This is a genomic window from Pseudomonas sp. N2-3-1-14, from assembly GCF_041228395.1.
In the GTDB taxonomy this organism is placed as follows: domain Bacteria; phylum Pseudomonadota; class Gammaproteobacteria; order Pseudomonadales; family Pseudomonadaceae; genus Aquipseudomonas.
This window is the reverse complement of record NZ_CP166199.1, coordinates 184,659-204,428: the sequence shown is the minus strand read 5'-3', so window position 1 is coordinate 204,428 and position 19,770 is coordinate 184,659. Positions and strand designations below refer to the sequence as shown.

At 60.0% G+C, this 19,770-nt stretch carries 9 protein-coding genes; all 9 read right to left on the bottom strand.

Going from position 1 to position 19,770, the window contains the following annotated elements; genetic code table 11:
- Positions 1-85 precede the first annotated feature (85 nt).
- The 9 genes from AB5I78_RS00815 to AB5I78_RS00775 all read right to left on the bottom strand — a co-directional run bounded on the left by AB5I78_RS00815 (position 86) and on the right by AB5I78_RS00775 (position 19,709).
- Positions 86-565: a hypothetical protein gene (locus AB5I78_RS00815; protein ID WP_369301835.1), complete on the bottom strand. Its 480-nt coding sequence runs from the start codon at positions 563-565 to the stop codon at positions 86-88.
- Positions 562-8,544, bottom strand: a complete 7,983-nt coding sequence (locus AB5I78_RS00810) for a DUF637 domain-containing protein (RefSeq protein WP_369301836.1) — start codon at positions 8,542-8,544, stop codon at positions 562-564. The genes AB5I78_RS00815 and AB5I78_RS00810 overlap by 4 nt, the downstream gene beginning before the upstream one ends.
- Before the next feature lie 31 nt (positions 8,545-8,575).
- Positions 8,576-10,300: a ShlB/FhaC/HecB family hemolysin secretion/activation protein gene (locus AB5I78_RS00805; protein ID WP_369301837.1), complete on the bottom strand. Its 1,725-nt coding sequence runs from the start codon at positions 10,298-10,300 to the stop codon at positions 8,576-8,578.
- Between the two features lie 514 nt (positions 10,301-10,814).
- Complete coding sequence (gene pgaD / locus AB5I78_RS00800; RefSeq protein ID WP_106577326.1) at positions 10,815-11,297, bottom strand: poly-beta-1,6-N-acetyl-D-glucosamine biosynthesis protein PgaD; 483 nt, start codon at positions 11,295-11,297, stop codon at positions 10,815-10,817.
- A gap of 2 nt (positions 11,298-11,299) precedes the next feature.
- A complete protein-coding gene (gene pgaC, locus AB5I78_RS00795; protein WP_369301838.1) occupies positions 11,300-12,640 on the bottom strand; it encodes a poly-beta-1,6-N-acetyl-D-glucosamine synthase in 1,341 nt (446 codons plus the stop codon).
- A 2-nt stretch (positions 12,641-12,642) separates the two neighbouring features.
- Positions 12,643-14,640, bottom strand: a complete 1,998-nt coding sequence (gene pgaB, locus AB5I78_RS00790; protein ID WP_369301839.1) for a poly-beta-1,6-N-acetyl-D-glucosamine N-deacetylase PgaB — start codon at positions 14,638-14,640, stop codon at positions 12,643-12,645.
- A 12-nt stretch (positions 14,641-14,652) separates the two neighbouring features.
- Positions 14,653-17,133 (bottom strand): poly-beta-1,6 N-acetyl-D-glucosamine export porin PgaA, encoded by a 2,481-nt coding sequence (gene pgaA / locus AB5I78_RS00785; RefSeq protein WP_369301840.1) that lies wholly within the window; start codon positions 17,131-17,133, stop codon positions 14,653-14,655.
- 298 nt (positions 17,134-17,431) lie between these two features.
- Positions 17,432-18,928: a YdgA family protein gene (locus AB5I78_RS00780; RefSeq protein WP_145159633.1), complete on the bottom strand. Its 1,497-nt coding sequence runs from the start codon at positions 18,926-18,928 to the stop codon at positions 17,432-17,434.
- Positions 18,929-19,076: 148 nt separating this feature from the next.
- The gene (locus AB5I78_RS00775) at positions 19,077-19,709 is read right to left on the bottom strand and encodes an NADH:ubiquinone oxidoreductase subunit N (protein WP_119738334.1); all 633 of its coding nucleotides are present in this window, start codon (positions 19,707-19,709) and stop codon (positions 19,077-19,079) included.
- Positions 19,710-19,770: the final 61 nt, after the last annotated feature.

Below are 19,770 nucleotides of genomic sequence, written 5' to 3'. Positions count from 1 at the left end.
CCGTGGCACCCGCCAGCGAGACCATCAGGTAGACCTTTTTCGAACCCCTGGCCTTGTATGAAAAGGGGACAGATTTATTTAACAGCTATTTACTTAAATAAATCTGTCCCCTTTGCCTGGGCAGGAACCAATAGGCAGCTACCCCCGTTGAAATACCTCCCAACAAAAAACTCAAAACCACAGGAAATATATTTCTCATCAATTGATAATTTTCAACTTCACTTATAAAGAAAAAAACAATACTAAACATCCAAGCGGATGAAACAACAGCGCTTACAATTGAAATAACTAAATAACTGCCAGCCCTGCCTTCAAGCTTAAAAAAAGTTACTACTATCGCCAGCACCACAGCGGGGAAAAGAAAAATCAATTGCGCCATGATGGGAACGGTAATAAAAAGTGAAAACAGCTCACCGCTTCTCACCTCTCCAATCAATGATGGCTTTTTAAATACTGTTATCAGCACCGTAATTAACATTATAGGAACAGCCGCCAAGCCCGAAAAAAACGGACATAGCAAAAATGCAAAAAACACTTTTTTCCGAGGATAGTTATCTAACGTCATGGCGCACAACCTTGGCTAGCGTCATAACCTAGCAGTTTACAACCAAACTCAACCCTAGAGCTGTAGTCCAAGATATTTACGCCACCGCTGACCCCAGGCACATCGCCTGGCAACGCCCCTGCACCTTTGTCCGAGTCTGTCATATATTTAGACACCCCCAAAAATACGTCATGACCGCTCAAGTACTCTTCATGAATAGGCTGTAAAATCATCTGTTCATTCTTCAACTGACTAATATCCCAAGCCACTGGATCAACCGTGTTCTTATTATAAAGATTCTTAAAATTATCATACCCACCCGCCATAAGCGCATCTCCTGCTGCTTTACGCCAATCATAGACAGGTGCTAAAGCCCATCCAGCACCAAATGTTATGTATGACGCATTGCCGTCCGCCCCTAAACCAGTAAAAGGTGCACGCGAGACGGTATTGGCACCTCCAAACCATTTTGCACCGATACCTAATTGATGTTCATAGGTATCACTAGCATTAAAGAAGTCTGCTCGATTATCAATAGTATTGAAATAAGATACAAAAGAACTTTTTCCTTCTTCAGTCTTATATAAGTAATCAAATGTGTTTTTCGTAGAACGTTCAACATCACCGTGCATAACATTCCATGCATCTTGAATTGCAGTATATTTTATAGCAGAGTTCACGGCATTCCGGCAGCTATCGCTACCCGGATCTTTGGAGCATACGCTGTTCATATCATCATCTAGGAGCTTACTCAGTCGCTCTGCTTCCGCTTTTGCGGCGTTCTTTTGATCCTCCGTTTTGCAGGTCCTACCTGACATACAATCATTAACCTCATCAAATTTTTGATGAGTCAGGTAATTGAATGTAGTCGCCTTTTGTGCTAACTGAGCCCCCTTTTCCAAATCACCATCTACTGCAGCCGCAGCCAACAATCCGGTTAATTGTGAGAGCATCAAGGTAATATCTTTATTTCCTTGCGCAGCCCAAGCGAGTTGATTGATGAATGCTTCGTTCAAACCAGCAGCTGCCGCGCCCGTTTTAAAGTCGCTACCCGTCGCCTCAGCCAGCAATCCACCCATCAATGCATGAGCAATTATCTTTTGGGGGCTACCATTCGGGAAAGTGACATAGTCACCCACCCAATTAAAACCGGTAGCCATTGCCACGTTGCCAGCCTCTCCCAGCAACGCCGCATTAAAATTGTCCCCGAAGCTACCCCCTTGGACTGCCGTCGATATACCGCTAGAAATTACGGCGCGGCCACCAGTACGCAGGGCAATATCACCCGCTGAAGTCCAAGTGAAAATATCTTTGGAAGAGTTAGTGACCGCCAAGTTTGAGCCCGCACTCGGACTAACACCCTGAACGGTGCTAGTACCTGCACCTGCGCTATCGGTACCCGCAAACCAATTAGTGTCGGCGTATTCCAGAGCCCCCGCCGTAAACCCAGCTACAGCCGCGCTTTTAAGGCTGTCGGTGCTAACGGTTTCCTTGAAGGCTCTGCCGAGGTTGCCTTTGTTGTTTATGGTGCTGGTAACCGCCGTGGTACTCAGGCTGGTACTTACAGCAAGGGTGGCCCCCTGCAATCCAAAACCTACCGGCCCCATAATTGCCGCCATCATGATCGCAATGGCAATTTTGGCACCGGCACCCAGCCCGGAATTGTCGTACTTGAAGCTCTCGTGAATCTCTTTGACCTGGCGCCAATCAATGTCGCCACGTGCCTCAGCTTGCTTGAGCCACGCAAGATTGGGATCAGCCTTGACCATCGCATCAACTGTCTGACTTACGGTCTGCTGATCGACCTGTTTGACATCGATGCGAATCCCCTCGGCGGCCTTGATGACGAGCTGGCCTTGAGCAACCAGTTCACTTTGGCGCAGGGTTTCATCCGTATTGCCTTTACCTTTGGCACTGAACCACGAGAGGTCACTTTTGCTTTTGGTGTGGCTCTCATCGTGCAGGTCTTTGACCCCTTCAAAGACAACCGCACCACCGCTATCGAGGATGATGTCCTTACCGCTATTGAGCTTGGCAACTTGGTACAGCTGGTCGCCTTCACTTTTAAGCGTCAGATTGCCACCCGTCTTGATCTCGGTGCCCATCTGAGTCGTGCGGGTGACTTCATCTGTCTGCGCTTTTTTCGCACCCCAGCTTCCCTTCTCCTTCATGTCATACAACGTATGCGTACTGTTCTGCGCCGCCAGCAGGTTCAACTTATCCCCGCTGTACAGATACGCCTCGTTCCCCGCACTGATCTTGCTCGCCACCAGTGTGGTGTCGCGCCCGGCTTGGCTCTTAAAGTCCGCGCCCGCCGTCAGCACACTGGCCAGCTGCGTGGTTTGCTCGTCCGCCGTCTTGACGCGTTTTTTGCCGTCTTTTTCTTTGCCTTCGACGTTGTGCATGTCGCTGACGGAAGCGACGTTGAGGTCGCGTCCGGCCTGGATGTTCAGGTCTTTGCCGGCGGTGGCGTTGCTGCCGATGATGTTGACGTCTTGCCCGGCCTGCATGTTGAGGTTGCCGCCTGCCGTGACGGTGGCAGCGAGGTTTTTGACGTCGGTGGTGATGGTGGATTTTTCGCCGCCGTCGATGGTTTTGTGTATCACGCTGGTGTCGCTGGTGGCGACCAGGTTGAGGTCGCGCCCGGCGGTGAGGGTGGCGTCGTTGCCGGCGACCAGTGCGCCGTGGTTGTTGAGGTCGCGTCCGGCTTCAATGGCCAGGTTGCCACGCGCAGTGATAGTGCTCGCGCTGGCGTCGGTGAGGGTGCGCATGCCCACGCCTTCACGCACTTGGATGGCAGTGTTGTCGTTGGTGATGTCGCCTTTGATGCTGGCAAGGCTGACTTGGCTGCCACGAATTTCACCGCCCATGGCGTTGCGGATGCTGTCCTGGGCCAGCAGGCTCAGGTTGTTGCCGGCTTCCATCAGGCCGCCGTTGTAAATGCTGCCGCTGCTGACGGCGGAGAGGTTGTTGCTGGCGCGCAGGGTGCCGACGTTAACCAGGTCGCCACCGGTGACGAGGTTGAGGTCACGGCCCTGGATCAGGCTGTTGCCGCGCACGTTGCGCGATTCGGCCTGGGCCAGGTAGAGCACCGGCACCAGGACGGTTTGGCCATCGACCACGCGGTTTTCCATCCACACGATGTCGTGGGTCAGGGCGCCGACTTGCTGGCTGGTGAGCGTCACGCCGACGCTCAGGCGCAGGGCGTCTTTGCTGGCAAGGGCGTTGTCCATCAGGTAGCGGAATTGGTCGGCGTCGCTGTAGAGGCCGCCGGCAAGGAAGCGTTGGCCGGTTTGCGCGAGCACGGCGTCACGGATCAGGCGGCTCTCGTATTGGCCATCACCCAGACGGCGCCAGGCGTTGTCATCGGTGAAGCCGAGTTTGCCGAGCATGTAGTCGGAACTGAAGAAGCCCGAGGTGGTGGCAAATTCCGGATTGGTCTCGATCAGGTAGTGGCTGGTCGGGTCGGGGTTTTTGACGAACAGGCCGTACTCGCCCTTGGGCAGCTGGAAGTTCGGGGCGGTAGTGGGGTCGACCGGGGCGAACGGCGTGCCTGTGTAGTCCACGGGGACGAAGCCGCCGCCGGGGGCGACGGTGGCAACCGGCAATACGCTGCCGGCGGCTTGGGCGCTCGGATCGTTGGCGTGTTTGCTCAGGTTGATGTTGATGCCGCCGACAGGGATGCCGGTCTGGTCGTCGCCAAGAGTGCCAGTCAACTGAGCCAGGGTGTTGTTATGCAGCGTGCCGTTTTGCAGGGTGCGCGCGACGTTTAGGTTAACTGTGCCACCGGCTTGCATCGTGGCGGCGTAGCCTGGGCCGCCGTTGTCGGTCCAGGTGGTGACGTCGCTTGTGTAGGAGAAGGGGCGCACGTTTGGCGATCGGTTTTTGAGTTCTTCAAAACGCGCCTTGTCGAAGTTGCCGGCGGCGGTGGCGGCGTTGAACGCAGGCACGTCGATGTATTCCATGCCCTCCCACACGTGATCGTTCACATGCCCTGGGGTGTTGATCACGAGTTTGCGTTGCCCGGTGCGCGTGCCGGCACCCTGGTTGAGCAAGTCGCCAGCGGTGATGCTCAGGTCGCCATTGGCGGCCAGCAGGCTGTAGCGGTTCTGCACGTTGTCGCCTTGCAGCACCATGTCCTTGCCTGCGACGAGCCGCGCCGAGACCGAGTCCTTGGTTGCCGTTTCAAGGTAGGTTTCGTTGATGGTGATTTCACCGCGCCGCCAATTGTCGTCCTCACCGCAGTGCTGCATACACACCCAGGCCAGGCTGCCGGTGGTGAGGGTTTGGCCCAGTTCAAATGCGTCTTTGGCGTTCTCGATAAAGCCGGCGTTGATGCCGATGGAGCCTTCGCTTTCTACGATGCCGGAGCGGTTGCTGAACAGCACCGCCTTGCCGCCATCCACCGCCGCAAAACTCAAGTTGCCCTTGCTGTAGACGTCGCCATACAGGTTGCTGAAACCATTACCGCGCAACGTCATGTCGCCGCCGCTGAACAACAGCGAATCGGCTCCATTGGTGATGCCGTTGACGGCGATGAGGTTCACCGCGCCTTGAGCGCCCATCGTGCCACGGTTGCCGATTTGGGCCGCCGCGATGTCCAGCTGCTGACGCGCAGTGAGGAAGCCGAGGTTGTCGAGGGTGCCGCTGAGGTTGAGCTGGGTGGTGTTGCCCGCCAGGCGTCCGCCGTTCTGGCTGAGGTTGTTGGCCGTCACGCTGAGGTTTTGCTGGGTGGCAATGCGGCCGCTATTGTTCAGGTCGCCGCTCAGGGTGATGCTCACGTTGCCGTCGCTGAGCAGTTCGCCGCCGTTGTTCAGGCTGGCCACGTCGAGGGTCAAGCCCTTGCTGCTGGCCATGCGGTCGCCGGCTTTGAGGGTCAGGCCTTGGGCGCTTCGGTAAGTGAGGGCTTCGTTGAGTTGCACGCGGCCCAGGCCATCGACGTTGCCGAAGGCCCAGTCAGCCGTGCCCAGGCCATTGATGGTGCCCTGGCTGCCGCTGAGGCTGGCGGTGTTGATACGGAACAGGCCGTTGCCGGCGTGCTGCAACTGGCCGCCCTGGTTGTTCAGCTGTGTGGCGTCGAGGCTGAACGCGGCGCTGCCAAATTCCAACGTGCCGTTCTGGTTGTCGAGGCTGCCACTGAGGTTGAGGCTGCTGTTGGCGCCGCCCAGCGCGCGCAGTTGCCCGCCTGCGCTGTTGTCGAGGTTGCCGCCATTAAGGGTCAAGCCCTGGTTGGCTTCGATCAGGCCGCCTCGGTTGGTGAGCGTGTCGCGCGAGATGAGGTTGATCTGGTTGCCGCTGATCTGCCCGCCCGCGCTGTTGTCGAGGGTTGCGCCGGTGATCGCCACCTGCTCTTTACCGAACAGTTTGCCGCCACGGTTGGCCAAGGCTTCGACGGTCAACTGCAGGTTGCCAAGCAGGCTGGCCATCATGCCGCCGCCGCTGTTATCCAGCGTGTTGGCCGTGACACTCAGGGTGTCGCCTTGAACAGTGCCGCCAAGGTTATCCAGGCTGCGGGTATTCAGTTGAGTCTGTGCGCCGCCGCTGAGGATCAAGCCTTTGCGGTTGCTCACGTCCTGGCCGCTGTAGCTCAGGCCTTGGTTGCCGGCCAGCAGTTGGCCAGCGTCGTTGTTCAGGCGCTGCGCCGCGATTTCCACGCGCCTGCCACGCAAGGTGCCGTCGCTGTTGTTGAAGGTGGTGAGGGCTTTGACCAGCACGCTGCGTTCGCCTGCGTCGATCACACCGCCGGCGTTGGTGAGCAGGTCGCTGACGTTGAGCGTCACGTCGCCGCCATTGCTGACCAGCGAGCCTTTATTGCTGTTGTTGAGGCTTTGCGCAGTGACATCAACCGAGGTGCCGAGCAGGATGCCGGCGCTGTTGTCCAGGCGCTCGCCTTGCAGCTGCAACAGACCTTCGCTTTGGATACGGCCTTGGGCATTGAGCAACTGGCCCGGGCCTTTGAGCAGCAGGCTCACACCCGGCGCACCGCCAGCCAGCAGGCCCGCGTTGCGGTTGTCGAGACCGGAAGCGCGCAAATCGAGTTGATCACCCACCACACGCCCGGCGCGGTTGTCGATGTCGCCGCCGCTCACGTCGAGCAGCAATTGCTTGCCGACAATCACGCCGCTTTGGTTATCCAGGTTTGCGGCATGCAGTTCGACATCGCCTTGCCCGGCCTGTAAGCGACCCTGAGCGTTATTGAGCTGTTGCGCAGTGGCGAGGGTCAACTTGCCGGTGTTGGCGCTCAGCACGCCGTTGGCGTTGCTGATGAGGCTGCCGGCGTTGAGGTTAAGGTCGCTGCTGGCCTGGGCGAAACCCTGGTTGTTATTGAAGGCATTGGCGACGGTGAGGTTCAGCACGCCGTTGTCCGCCTGGATCAGGCCTTTTTGGCTGTTGTCGAGGTCGCTGGTATTCACCGTCAGGGCACCGGCAACCAATACGCCGTTCTGGTTATTCAGGTTGCTCGCGTAGACCGTCAGGTCGTTGGCGACGACTTGACCGCCCGCGTTGTTCAGGTCGGTACTGACCAGCACCAGGTTGCCGCCAGCCATTTCGATGCGGCCCTGGCGGTTGTCCAGCGACGCGCTGTTGAGCGTGGCGGCCTGCCCTTCACCGAAGCGAATCAAACCGCCGAGGTTGACGATGGCCGGTGAGCTGATCACCAGGCTTTGCTCGCCGTACAACCGCGCAGTCGCGCCTTGGTTAGTCAGTTTTGCCGTGCTGACGCTGGCGGTTTTGGCCTGGATAATGCCGCCCTGGTTGGTCAGTGCCTGCGCGGCGGTGATCGCCAACGCGCGGCTGGCCAACAGGTTGCCGGTGGTGTTGACGGTTTGCGCGTTCACCACCATATCGCCGGTGGCATTGCGGCTGTTGTCCGGCGCGACACCGGCTTCGATGATGCCGGCGTTGCTCACGCTGGCCGCGTTGAGTTCGATGCGTTGGCCGGCAGCCACACTCTTTTGGTTGACCAGCGCTTGTGCGCTGGTCACTTGAACGTTGCCGGTGGCATAGACCTTGTCGGTCAGGTTAACGCTTTGCGCCGTGACATTGACGTTACCCGTGGCCGCCGTCTGCGCCATGCTCAAATGCCCATTGGCATCAAGCTGAATATCCCCACCACTGGCCGCCAACGTCCCGTCCAGCTTCACGCCCACGCCGGCTTCGGTGCCCACCAGTTTGATCGCGCCGGCGTACATGCCGCCCAGCGCGCTGGAGTCGATGGCCAGCTCGGGTTTGGCGCTGCCGTCGTCGGCGCGTGCGGTGGTTTTCAGGCTTTGGGCATCGACGTCGTTGCGCCCGGCGATTACGGCCAGCTCGCGTGCGTTGATCTGGGCGTTGATCTTGGCCGAGCGGGTGATGATTTCGAAGCGGTCGACGTTGCTGGCGTTCAGGCCCTCGCCGTCGATGGTCACGGCGCCGCCGTCAACCTGGTAGTGGTCCAAACGGCCGACGTTGTCCATCACCGGTTTGCCGGTGGTCAGGGTCACGTTGGGCGTGTTGATAAAACCGCAGCCACTGCACGTGATGCCGTACGGGTTGGCGACGATAACCTTGGCCGACTGGCCCGCCACTTCGGTGTAGCCGCGCAGCTGGCTGGGGCTGCCGCCGTTGACTTCGTTGAGAATGACGTTGGCGGCGCCGCCCTTGAGGTTCGGGTTGCCGACGATGTAGCCGCCGAGCTGAGTGTTCTGCACCGCGCCGGTGGCGTTGTTGAGGATCACGCCGTTGGGGCCGACGTTGTAGTCCTTGAACTGGTTATGGGACAAGCCACTGGCATTGGGCGCAGCGATGTTCACCACCGGCACGCCATTGCCGGCCTGGCCGACGCTGGTAGCCGGGTTGCTGACCACAATGCCTTCGGCCTGGGCGAGCAACGGCTGCCAGAACAGCGCGTTGGCCAGAATCAGCACCAGGCCGCGCTTGGGCAGGCCAAGGAACGCGTCCCGGCGCTTCAGGGCAGCAGAAGGTTGGCGGGCCAGAAAGGCAAAGTGGCGAACATCCATTTTCAGATTCTCGTTGCAGCAGGGCGTTGAATTACAGGAAGAAATCCATGCGGAAGTAGATCGGTGCTTCGCGCTCCGTCACGACCCCAGGCCTTTCTAACGAGTGAGCAAACGTCACGCTGGTGCTGACGTATTTGCCCCGGGCGAACAGCTCCACGGAGTTGCTTGAAACGCGGCCGTGGTAGTCGTCGTTGTAACGGTCGTTGCGGATCACACCTTGGTCGTAACCCAGGCTGGTGCCGTATTCGGCGAAGGCCGGGCGCAGCCATTCCAACGTGACCGGGCGGGCCCAGCGCACTTCATTGCGCCAGTAGCCACCGCTGTCGCCGGACAGTTGCTGATCCTTGAAACCGCGTACCGAAGAAGAGCCGCCGAGGCTGATGCGTTGCGGCGAGAACAGCACGTCTTCGCTGCGTTGCCCGGTGGCCAAGCTGGTAAAGCTGAACGACTCGCCCCACAGGCTGAACGGCTGCAGGTAACTGACGGTGGCGGTGTATTTGCGGTAATCGGGAGTGGCCGTTAGGTGCCCGTACTGATCGCGACGCTGGTCGTCGCGCTGGGCGTCAAATGCACCGATGCCGTTCTGCACGCCCAGGTCAACGTTGACGAAGGCATTGCCGATGCGCCGGCCGTGGTTGATGCCAAATTGCAGTTCGCTGAGGCGGTTACTGCTGGTTTCGAGGTGGGCGTCGTCGATGTAGTTGTTGGTGCGCAGGTGAGCCAGACCGACGTTGACTGAGGTCTTGCTCACGTCATCGCGGTGAATCACGCGCTCTGCGCGCAGTTGGTGGTTTTCGTTATCGCCCGACTGCTTGAACTTGAAGGTGTCGGTGTAACCCAGCGCGCGGTAATCGCTCTCGCTGTAGGTGTAGCTGAAGTTCCACCAGCCCCACGGCACGTTGTAGTAAAGCATGGTGTTTTTCGACGTTTTCTGGTGGTCGCTGATCGCGTCATGACCACCGCGCAGCACCAGTTGGTCGGCCAGCCCCAGCGGGCTGTCCCACTCCAGGCCCGCGCCCCATTGCTGCTCGCCGGTGCTTCTTTGCCCGTCGTTATTGCGCGACAGGCTGGCGCGCCACGGCTTTTGCGCGGTGTTCTTGACCACCACGTCGCTGCCGCCCACGTCTTTGCCGGGAGTCAGTTCCATTTGTGCCTGTTTGGACGGCAGGCGGTTGAGCTGGTCGACCAGTTGCTCGACCTCGCGCAGGTTCAGCGCCTCGCCGACCTTGCCGGGAAAGGCCATGGCCAGCTCGCGGTCGGTCACGTTGCTGCCTTCGGCGCTTCTCAAGGCTTCGAGCTTGCCCTCGACCACCAGCACTTGCAGGTGGCCGCTGGACAGGTCCTGTTGCGGCAGGTAGGCACGGCTGGTGACGCGGCCTTTGGCGATGTAATAGTCGGTGATGACTTTAAGCAGCTCATTGAGCTGCGAGACGCCCAGGCATTGGCCCATATAGGGTTTGAGCAACAGCGTGCGGTCGGCAGCGGACAGGCTGTCGGCGCCCTTGAGCTCGATGTCTTTGATCGGGAAACAGCGGGTGTCAGCGGGCGTCGCCGGGGCTTGGGGCTTGGCCTCTTTACCGGGCAGGTCCTGGAGTTCTTGCAGGCGCCGGCCCTGCTCTTCGAGCAGGCGATTTTGCCGGTCGCGGATCAAGTCTTGATCCCCTGGCGTGGGAGCGGCTGTGGCGCTGTTCAGGCCCAGACAGGCGAGCAGGAAAGTGCACAGCAAATACCGAGTCCGTGGCAATAACAAAGACATGTTCGATCCATCGAAAATCAAGGGGCGGCAAACTAACATCGAACTCGCGCTAGCCCAAGAAGCTGGACTTGTCGGACATTCGCACTTATTACAACCGCAACCTATTGATTAATAACAACAAATAATCATGAAACGGTGATAGCGCTTGTTGTTGAAACTTTTATTCCGACAAGCGGCCACTGTTTTTGATAACCCTTCGGCAAACAACCCAGCAGATGCCATTACTTAGCCATCAACTAAATACCGAGTTAGGTTAGTACAGGGGAATACAGAAAAGTTCGCGGATGTTTTGTGAATTGGATCCCATTTATCGGATGAGTCTGGGATGGCGCCTCTTGTGGCGAGCGGGCTTGCCCTGCGTTGGGGCGCGAAGCGTCCCCTGGTCAGTGTCGCCGCGTTACGTCAGCAAGATCGTGGCGTCAGGTGTGGGGCTGCTTCGCAGCCCAACGCGGGGCAAGCCCGCTCGCCACACAGACCGCTCGCCACAGAGCTCGGGGTAAAGAGCACGGGGCAATTAGCCTGCGCCTTTGTCTTTTTCCTGCCCTGGCACCAAGGTCAGTCCTGGCCGCTCAACGTCGCGCGAAACATGGGCCTTCACATCTTCTACGCCGCCCTCGTCATCGTTGTGAATCACCAGCACGCCCGACTTGCGAAACTGCTCGAGGTGGCCGTCGCCCAAGTTAAAACTTTCACTCAGGCTTTTATCGCTGAGCGCGTTGGCTTCGGCGCGACGCTGGGCAAACTTGCGCCCGCGGCGCTGTTGATAGCGTGCCCAACTGATCAGGATCACCGCATTGAACAAGGCGATCCACAGGTAGATCTGCAAGGTGTTGAGCGCCGCAAAAATCGGCGCCTCAATGCGCGGGCCGCCATGGGTTTCCAGCATTGCGCCGATCCCGCGTGCCAGCAGCCAGACCAGCCCGGCCCAAGCCAGCAGGGTGAGCAGCACGTCGATGATCCACATCACTGTGTTCTGGCGAGTTCTGACCAGTTTCATCGTCACGCCTCCTCTTCGCTAGGTTTAATACCGCGGTCCGGGCTGACCCAGCGCGCGCGCTTCTGGTGCTGGTTGAAGAGCACCTTGGGAAAGCTGACCAATGTGGTCAGCAAACTGACCAGCCAGAACACCATCGGGTACCACACGGTCCAGAACAGGGTTTGCCACAGGTCCTTTTCGTAACGCCGATCAATCAGGATGCTCACCGCAAATTGCAGCAGGCACACCATCGCCAGTACCAGCCCGGTAAACGCCGGCGGCACCAGCGAATCCACGGCAATCGCCTGGGGCAGCACCATGAATTTGCCCAGGCCCCAGAAGATCACCGAGAGCAGGAAAGTGAAGGCCCAACCGGTGGACAAGCAGTACTCGAACAACAGCGGCCACAGGTAGCGATGGCGCCATTGCCAGATGCCACGGATGTTTTTGAACAGCACTTCGGCGCCGCCCTGGGCCCAGCGCAGGCGTTGTTTCCACAGGCCACCGACGGTTTCGGGCATCAGGATCCAGCACAGGGCACGCGGCTCGTAGAAGATGGCCCAGTGATCGAGTTGCAGCTTCCAACTGACATCGATGTCCTCGGTGATCATGTCGGTGCTCCAGTAGTCGATGCGGTCCAGCGCTTTCTTGCGAAACGCCACCACCACACCCGACACCGTGAAGATGCGGCCGAACACCCGCTGGGTGCGCTTGATCAAGCCAATGATCGAAGAGAACTCGCCCACCTGCACCCGGCCGATCAAGGTCGAACGCGTACGAATGCGTGGGTTGCCAGTCACGGCACCGAGGCGCGGATTATCCAGCATCGGCGCGACCATGTAGGCCGCCGCATTTTTGTCGAGCAAGGCATCGCCGTCGATGCACACCAGGTACTCACTGCGCGCAGCCACCGCGCCCATGCGCAGGGCCACAGCCTTGCCCTGGTTCTGCGCCAGGTGCAGCACGCGCAGACGTGGGTGTTCCAGCGCCAGTGCATCAAGCACCGCGGCGGTGTTGTCTTTGGAGCCATCGTTGACGGCGATCACTTCGATGTTCGGGTACAGCTGGTCCAGCGCCGCATGAATGGTGTCGGCGGCGTTATCACCCTCGTTGTAGCAAGGAATGATGATCGAGATCAGCGGGTTGCCGGCCAGGGTCGGCGCCGGCGTGTCTTCCTTCCACGGCCAGTGACGCTCCCAGTGCAGCCAGAAGTACAGCCCGCCGGCGATCCACAAGGCCGACATGAACAGCGGGTAGAAAAACACGAAGTCCATCAGGAACTGCCCGGTGACCAGAAAGATCAGGCCAAGGGGCACACCCAACACCAGCGCCAACACGAATAAAGCCAGGATTCTGTCGAACATGGTCAAGGGTTCCATTGGTTGGACAGGGCCGGACGTACCGTCTTCAGGTCCGGCGAATTTTCCAGGAAGTTGTCCGGGTAGTAGCCAAAACTCCTGACCCCCTGGCGTTTGAGCACACCCATCCATTCAGCCATCTGCGCGCCGTCGATATCGGGCGCGTCTTTGGTGCGCCAGTCTTTGGCTTGCAGTTCAAACACGGTGCGCTGCAAGGCATCGGGACGGGCCTTGACGGTGGCCACGAGTTTTTCCAGCCAGGCGTTGGAGTTCTTCAGCGTCTCGCCCTCCATCAGCGGCATGGCCATCGGCGCGGTCCAGTCGTAGGTCTGGAGGAAGTCATCGAGGTTCTGCGCGAACCACGCTTCGCTCGCCGGGTTGAGCATCGGCTCGGCGAAGATATTGCGCGCCGTCTGCACCTGCGGCCCGCGGATGGCGCGCACTTTTGCGGCCAGTTCCTGGGTAAAGTCGATCAGGTAGCGGCTCTTGAAACGCGTCCAGCGCTGCATCACGGCCGGGTCGGCACGCAGCGCGGCAATGCTGCCCGGCAGGCCGTTGGCGGCGTAAGCCTTGAGCGCTGCGGGGCTGGCGTCTTCGAAATCAGAGAGGACCGCGTCGTCGTGGAACAGCACGCCGTCGATGGCCGTGTTGCGTGCCAGGTCTTCATAGATCTCACCGATCTGCTGGCGCACGGCCGGATCAAACGGCGACAGGCGCTTGTACTGGTCCGGGTCGAGGCCGACCTGGCCGGTTTTCGGGTCCATTCGCGTGACACGCGGCAACGAAGGGTCGAGCGCAAAGCTCAGCACTGGCATCCACGCGTAGATCGCCACGTGGCCACGGGTACGCAGTTGCCAGGTGACTCGGTTGAACAAGTCGCGGCGCACCGGCAGATGGCGGTTGGGGAAGTACAGCGAATGCACCAGGCCGTCACCCTTGGGGTCGGCGAAGGCTTGCAGGAACACGGTGCTGGCGCCCATGTCGACCACGCGCTGCACCAGCTGGTCGAGGTTGCGTGCCTCTTGGGCCGGGTCCGGGTCGTAGACATTATCCAGGTCCACGTGCAGCACGCGCATCGAGGTCCGCGCCTGAGTACCGACAATCGCGTTGGCGTAGTGCTCGCCGTCCGGGTCGGAGGCCACCAGGAAGCGTGGGCTGCTTTTGAGGTTGGCGAGGTCGTCGAGGCCGTCGTCCAGGGTCAGGGCCATCTGGTAGCCCTGTTCGCCGACGACCGCCAACGAGGTGCCGTCGGCGGCGCCGTAAGGCCACACCCATACACGCGGCGCCTTGCCGGTGACGGCGCGCAGTTTGTGGGTAATGGCCGTGACGTCGGCGCGCATCCGCGCCTGGAACTGCGCCTCGGTTTCATAGGTGCCAGTGGCGGCGTCATAACGTCGCGTTGCGGCGGCCGGCTCCTGGTTACCTTGTGGGTTGGCCAGGATGCCGGTGTGGCTGGCGTCAGTGTGGGCGGCGATTTCGACCAGGCCCGATTTGGAGATCTCGCGCACCTGCTCCCATGTCAGGAAGTCGGAACGCGCGCGCGGTGTGCCGGCAAAATCCACCGGTTTATTCAGCGGCGTGTCGATCCAATAGCCCACCGGGGCCAGAATTGCCGGCCAGTTATAGGCACGCAAAATCGGTAGCACGCGGGTATAGAAGCTGGAGTAGCCGTCGTCGAAGCTGAGCAGGATGGCTTTGGGCGGCAACTGCGGCCCACCGCTGCGCGCTGCCAGGATCTGATCGACACTGACCGGCCGGTAGCCGTTCTCGCGCAGCCAGGCCAGTTGGTCGACCAACCGTTCAGTGCGCACCGCCACCACCGCCTGATCGGGGTCGCGATCTTCGATGTCGTGGTAGGCAATGCCCAGGAAATGGTTTTTCGGCCACGGCGCTTCACGCGCAGGTGTCGGCCGCTCGGCGGGTGGGGTATAGGGCGCAGGTTGCTGGGCGCACGCGCCGGCCAGCAATACACCCAGGACCAATAAACAACGGCTGAGGACAGTCATGTTCAGGCTCTTTTAGAAACGGTAAGTGAGGTCGACGAGCAGGCGCAGATCGCGTTCGCGATCGCCGTCATAGGTGCGGCTGATCAGGCTCAGGTTGGCGCCGGCTTCCAGCACGTCGTTCCAGCGAAAACGTTGGCCGTAGCCGATCAGGCCGACCCCACTGGTGGAATAATCGCGCTGGCTATAGGTACCCGCACCGACCTGGAACTGCTGACTCCACTGGGTCTCATAGCGGTGATAAAGCACGTGATTGACCGTCATGGTGGGCAACACGCTGAAGTCCGATTTCGGGTTGAAATACACCACGTCGTCCTTCGTGTTGCGGCTGGCGCCGACTTCCAGGCCCAGGTCCACTTGCACATGCGGCGAGCTGTAGATGCCCTCGCGGCCGGTGAGCAGCGCTTCGAGCCGGTTGTTGCCGTCGCTGAAATGCGACGGGCTCAGGGACAGCTTCCACTCGCGGCTTTCATTCTCGCGCCAGCGGACAAAGCCACTGCCGCCGTTGGCTGTGACATCGGCATTCAATGCGCGCAGCGGTGTGGTCGCCAGGAGGTAACCGAGGCTGCCGCCGTACTGCCAGTTGTCATTGATGTCGCGGGCAATCGACACGCTCGCGCCTTGCTTGGAGCCATAACCGTAGGAGTGGTTGGACACCTCGGCTTCCAGGGTCATGTCGCGGGTGCGCTGCTCGACGCCGACGCGCTGAAAACGATGCTGGCCGGTGCCTTCGGTAAAGTCTGCGGTGGCGTAGCCGGCGCCGGCGAAGACGCGCCAGTCTTCATCGATGGGCGGGCTGTAAAGCACGCTTTCGATGCCCCAGTCGCGGCTGCCCGCCACTGCGCCCACATCATCGTTACCGCCACCGCCGTAGCTTTTACCGGTGTAGGCTTCGACGCGCAGTTCGGCCATGTCGTGTATGTCGCGCAGGCGGCTGAGGCGCTGCACCTGGCGGCTGTCGGGGTTGCGCGCCAGCACGTCATCGGTCAGCGCGTCCATCTGCCGCCATTCCTGCAGGTCCATGGCGGTGTAGGCCTGGGACACTTCCAGGCCGATATCGCGCGGAGCCTGGGTTTCAACTTCCTTGAGCGAGCCTTCGGCGCGCCGCGGCCAATCACGCGCGCGGTACATATCGGCCTGGGCCAGGCGCAGGCCGACATTGCCAGGGGCTTTCGCCACCAGGGCTTCCAGCCCGGTTTCGCTGCCTGGCAGGTCACCGCCGTAAGTGCCGGCCTGGGCCGCCAGTTGCTGCGCGTCCATCCAGCTGTCGTTGGGGTTGCCGATGGGCAAGCCCTTGAGTTCAACGCGAGGTTTCTGGTTGGTGGCCAGGTTATTGGCGACTTCGCGCGCTTGCATCACCTTGTCGCTTTCGAGCAGGGCGTAAAACAATGCGGTGCTGTCTTCGACGTGGTCACCCGGATCAGCATCCGGTGCCGTCAGCGCCTGGCGGTACAGCGGCTCGGCTTTTTCCGGCTGGCGCTGGTCGAGGTAGGACGCAGCCACCCAGCGCAAAGCGTAGGTCGGCAACTGCACGCCTTCGCCAGTGAGGGTTTCGTACTCGCGGATGACCTCGGCGGTGCGCGCGCGTGCCTTGAGGGCGCCCAGGCGGTCGATGTGCCAGCGCACCACGTCGTCATGGGCGCTCTGGTCAGGGGTCCAGCGGGCGAGCAGTGTGTCGTAGTCGCTGAGGGCGCGATCAGCGACCACATAACGTTCTTTCTCGGTGCGCGTGGCGTACTCGGCCATGCGCACACGTTCGGCGGCGAGGTCGCCTTCCAGGCGGCGCTGGGTCACAACATCGAGCACGCCTGGGTGCTTGGCCGACAGGCGCAGGGCCGGCTCCGGCAGCCGGGCCTTTTGCAGGGCGACGATGTATTCGCGCACCACTTCGGGTTTGTCACCCGCGCGGATAAAAGCCTGGTCGAACTCGAACAGGGCGTCGTAGTTCAAGCCCGCGCGGGTCAGCGCGTAGCCCAGGGCCATGCGGCGGTTGGGGTCATTGGGTTGCGCGGCCACCAATGCGCGGGTGCGTTGCACAGCTTCGTTGGTTTGGCCACCGTCGGCCTGGGTCAGGGCCTGGCCCAGTTGCAGGTCGATATTATTCGGTTCACGCAGCAGCGCCTGCTGATAAACCGCCAGGGCCTGAGGCCACTGCTTTTGATTGCGATAGGTACGGGCGACCGTGGCCAGCGCCTGTGTAGTCAAGTTGCGATTCTTGCCTTGCGCCTCGTACACCTTCAGCACTTCGGCGTCTTGCCCGGCCCAGCCGGCAATCACAATGTGATCGCTGATCTGGCCTGGCGTCTGGCGCTCGGCAGGTAATTGGCGCAGTTGGGTAAGGGCCGGCGTGAAGTTGCCGTTTCGCGCCTGAATAATCAAAGCGTCGTAGGCCGGATCGGCCAGGGCGAGGTCGGGCATCAGCAATTGACTGCACAAGGCAGCCCCGATGAGCAGTCGCAACCGGCCTGAAGCACTGATGGGTAGGTTTCGCAACATATCGTGAGCTTCCTTACACGCGGAAAGCTGTAACGATAGGTGGTCCTGAGCGGTTTGCATCAGGGTGCCGGCGTCTGATGACCCGGCCTAGCTTTCCTGTAGGAACTATCCCCTATGAATGTAGGAATATGTCCGATTCGGAACAATTGTTCAGAATTGTCCCGTCAACAGAAAAGCCAATGGGGGAGCAGACTTGCCTGGGCTGACCGGTCACCGCCGGCCCGTATGCCGACTGTTTGACCGCTGCCCCAGGCAACCCTGCTCCCCCATTATTTATTTCTTACTGATGTAAGAAATCTTACTGCGCGCCACTGACCGCGCCGGCTTTGGCCATCACAAACCCGATGAATTGCTCAACTGTCATCTTCTGGCCGTTGAAGGTCACTTCATTGTTGGCGTAATGCAGCTTGGAGACCACATCCGTGCCCACCAGGGTAGCCAACTGGGTGCCGACGGCCATGCCGCTGACCATCTCGGCCGCCATCTGCGATTGCTGCTCGATGGCTTTAGGGTCGGTCACGCCGCCCACTTGTGCTTGCAGTGCAGCGACGTCACCGATCATTGGCTTGGACAGGGTCAGGTTGGCATCCAGCAGCGCGATGACCTGCTTGCCCAGTTCAACTGGCGGCAGCTCCATGGAAGCCGGCTTGGTCAGGTCGACCACCAGGTTGAATTTGCTTTCGCCGTGCGTAGTTTTCAGCGACAGGTTTTCCACCGCCACTTGCGGCTTGGCAGCCAGCACCTGATTGACGTTGGCCTCGGCCAGGGTCTGCTCGGCTTCGGTCAGTTGCAGCTCAGGCACAGGCTGACCAGCAGCGGCGGCGGCTTGCACCGGCTGCATCTTGTCTTGATAAAGCTTGGTCAGTACCAGCATGGCCGGGATGTCGACGTTTTTCATGCTCAGGGCCATGGCGGCCGAACCGACAGGCTTGCCCTGGTAACCGATCTCGTCGATTTTGTAATCGACGCGGCCGGCCAGGTTGTTGTCCTTGGTCTCGCTGGTGTCTTTCTGCTCGAAGCCCTTGAGGGTCAGCACGGCTTTCTGCGGGCCGTAGGTCACTTTGGTGTCGGTCAGCTCAACGGTGTTTTGCCCGGTGTAGAAACCAAACGTGGTTTTTTCCAGGTTGCTGGCCACGGTCAGGCCGGACAGCTCGGCTTCAAAAGGCGCGCCGTTGGCATCGATCACCGCGACCTTGAGGCTGTTCATATAGCCTTCAGCCTTGACCTTCTGGCCTTCGGCGGTGCCGTCGAAGTCCAGGTTGGCGCCGGAGAAGCTCACCGAGGACTTGTCGTCCTTGAGTTCCAGAGGCAGCAGTTCGACGTTGCCATCGACCGAACGGTTGTAGCCGATATTGGCCACGCCTCTGAGCGGCGACACGTCTTTGCTGGCGGCGAACCATTTTTCGGTGGTGGCGTTCTTCTCCAGCTCATAGTGACTGGTGGCCATAACCGGCAGCCACTTCAGCGAAACCAGGCGCGAGAACGGCAACGGGCCGTGTTCGATGTGGTCGACAAACAGCAGCTCAGGGTTCGGGTTTTCTTCGCCGAATACGCTGCCTTGACCCTTGAGGCGGTAGTGAGCGGTGCTGCTGAACAGGCCACGGTCCAGGGACACCAGCTCCAGGTTCACGCTGCCGTCGACGCCGGCCATGGAGGTCTGCAGTTCCTTGTTGGCGTTCTGGATCGCGGTCTGCAGCACCGGCTCCAGTTGCTTACCGGTGTACCAGGCGCCGCCTGCACTGACGACGCCGACGGCGACAACGAAACCCAAAAGAACGACTGCTGGCTTATTCATGAAGTGACCTGATCAAATCCTGTGAGAAGTGGGCTGTCTTCCTTGAACCCCAAGAGGGATTGGCTCAAACCCGCCGAAAACGGGGGAAGATTAGCACTGGCGGCCGCGAACGGCCCAGCTTTTCAGAGGGGTCAGGTCAACCGTTGGTTCACGAGTACTCCAATTCAATCTCATCGAGTTGATGATCAAAACTCTTCAAACGTGCGGTCCAGGTGTACACCAACACCTCGAATTCGCGGTGTATGACGGCGTTTCCCGGGGTGTCGGCCTTGGGGTTGCAGAAGTCCAGCTGGTAGCGCTCGCGTGCCATGGCGTTGGCCACGTCGGACAATTCCCGTGCGTTATTCAGCCAATGCCTACCGTCGGCTACCTGCTGGTCGAGCAGGACGCACTGTTTTTTCAGGGCTTCGAGGCTTTTTTCCAGCGGGGTGCCGGTGAGTTCGCCCATGACTTCCTGGAAAGTCCGCCCGGGCTGCCAGTAGCTGCCCCAGAAATAGCGGTCGAACACGGTTTCGACGCGGCGCAAGGCAACTTTGGTGTCCCAGATCGCCACGCGGGTCTTGCCTTGTTCGAGCAGTTTTTTCTTCACCCGTTGATTTTGATACGACGCCCACGCCACCACGCCAATGGACAACGTGCCAATCACCAGGCACGCGCTGTCGAGAAACACCATGGCCTTGTCGATTTGATGGGCAAGCATGACGCCGTAGAAATAGGCAGCCGATAACAACACCAGTGCGAAGCACACGCACCAGAAAGCGGGAGCATAAGGGTTTTTCATTATTGGAATCCCCATGAGCAAACGCGAGCAGTGTCAGGTGAGCCGCCACGGCGACTCACCT

What these genes read in the sequence shown, in the direction of transcription:
- AB5I78_RS00815 (WP_369301835.1), bottom strand. Translation starts at nt 565, where the DNA reads ATGACGTTAGATAACTATCCTCGGAAAAAAGTGTTTTTTGCATTTTTG.
- AB5I78_RS00810 (WP_369301836.1), bottom strand. Translation starts at nt 8,544, where the DNA reads ATGGATGTTCGCCACTTTGCCTTTCTGGCCCGCCAACCTTCTGCTGCC.
- AB5I78_RS00805 (WP_369301837.1), bottom strand. Translation starts at nt 10,300, where the DNA reads ATGTCTTTGTTATTGCCACGGACTCGGTATTTGCTGTGCACTTTCCTG.
- pgaD (WP_106577326.1), bottom strand. Translation starts at nt 11,297, where the DNA reads ATGAAACTGGTCAGAACTCGCCAGAACACAGTGATGTGGATCATCGAC.
- pgaC (WP_369301838.1), bottom strand. Translation starts at nt 12,640, where the DNA reads ATGTTCGACAGAATCCTGGCTTTATTCGTGTTGGCGCTGGTGTTGGGT.
- pgaB (WP_369301839.1), bottom strand. Translation starts at nt 14,640, where the DNA reads ATGACTGTCCTCAGCCGTTGTTTATTGGTCCTGGGTGTATTGCTGGCC.
- pgaA (WP_369301840.1), bottom strand. Translation starts at nt 17,133, where the DNA reads ATGTTGCGAAACCTACCCATCAGTGCTTCAGGCCGGTTGCGACTGCTC.
- AB5I78_RS00780 (WP_145159633.1), bottom strand. Translation starts at nt 18,928, where the DNA reads ATGAATAAGCCAGCAGTCGTTCTTTTGGGTTTCGTTGTCGCCGTCGGC.
- AB5I78_RS00775 (WP_119738334.1), bottom strand. Translation starts at nt 19,709, where the DNA reads ATGAAAAACCCTTATGCTCCCGCTTTCTGGTGCGTGTGCTTCGCACTG.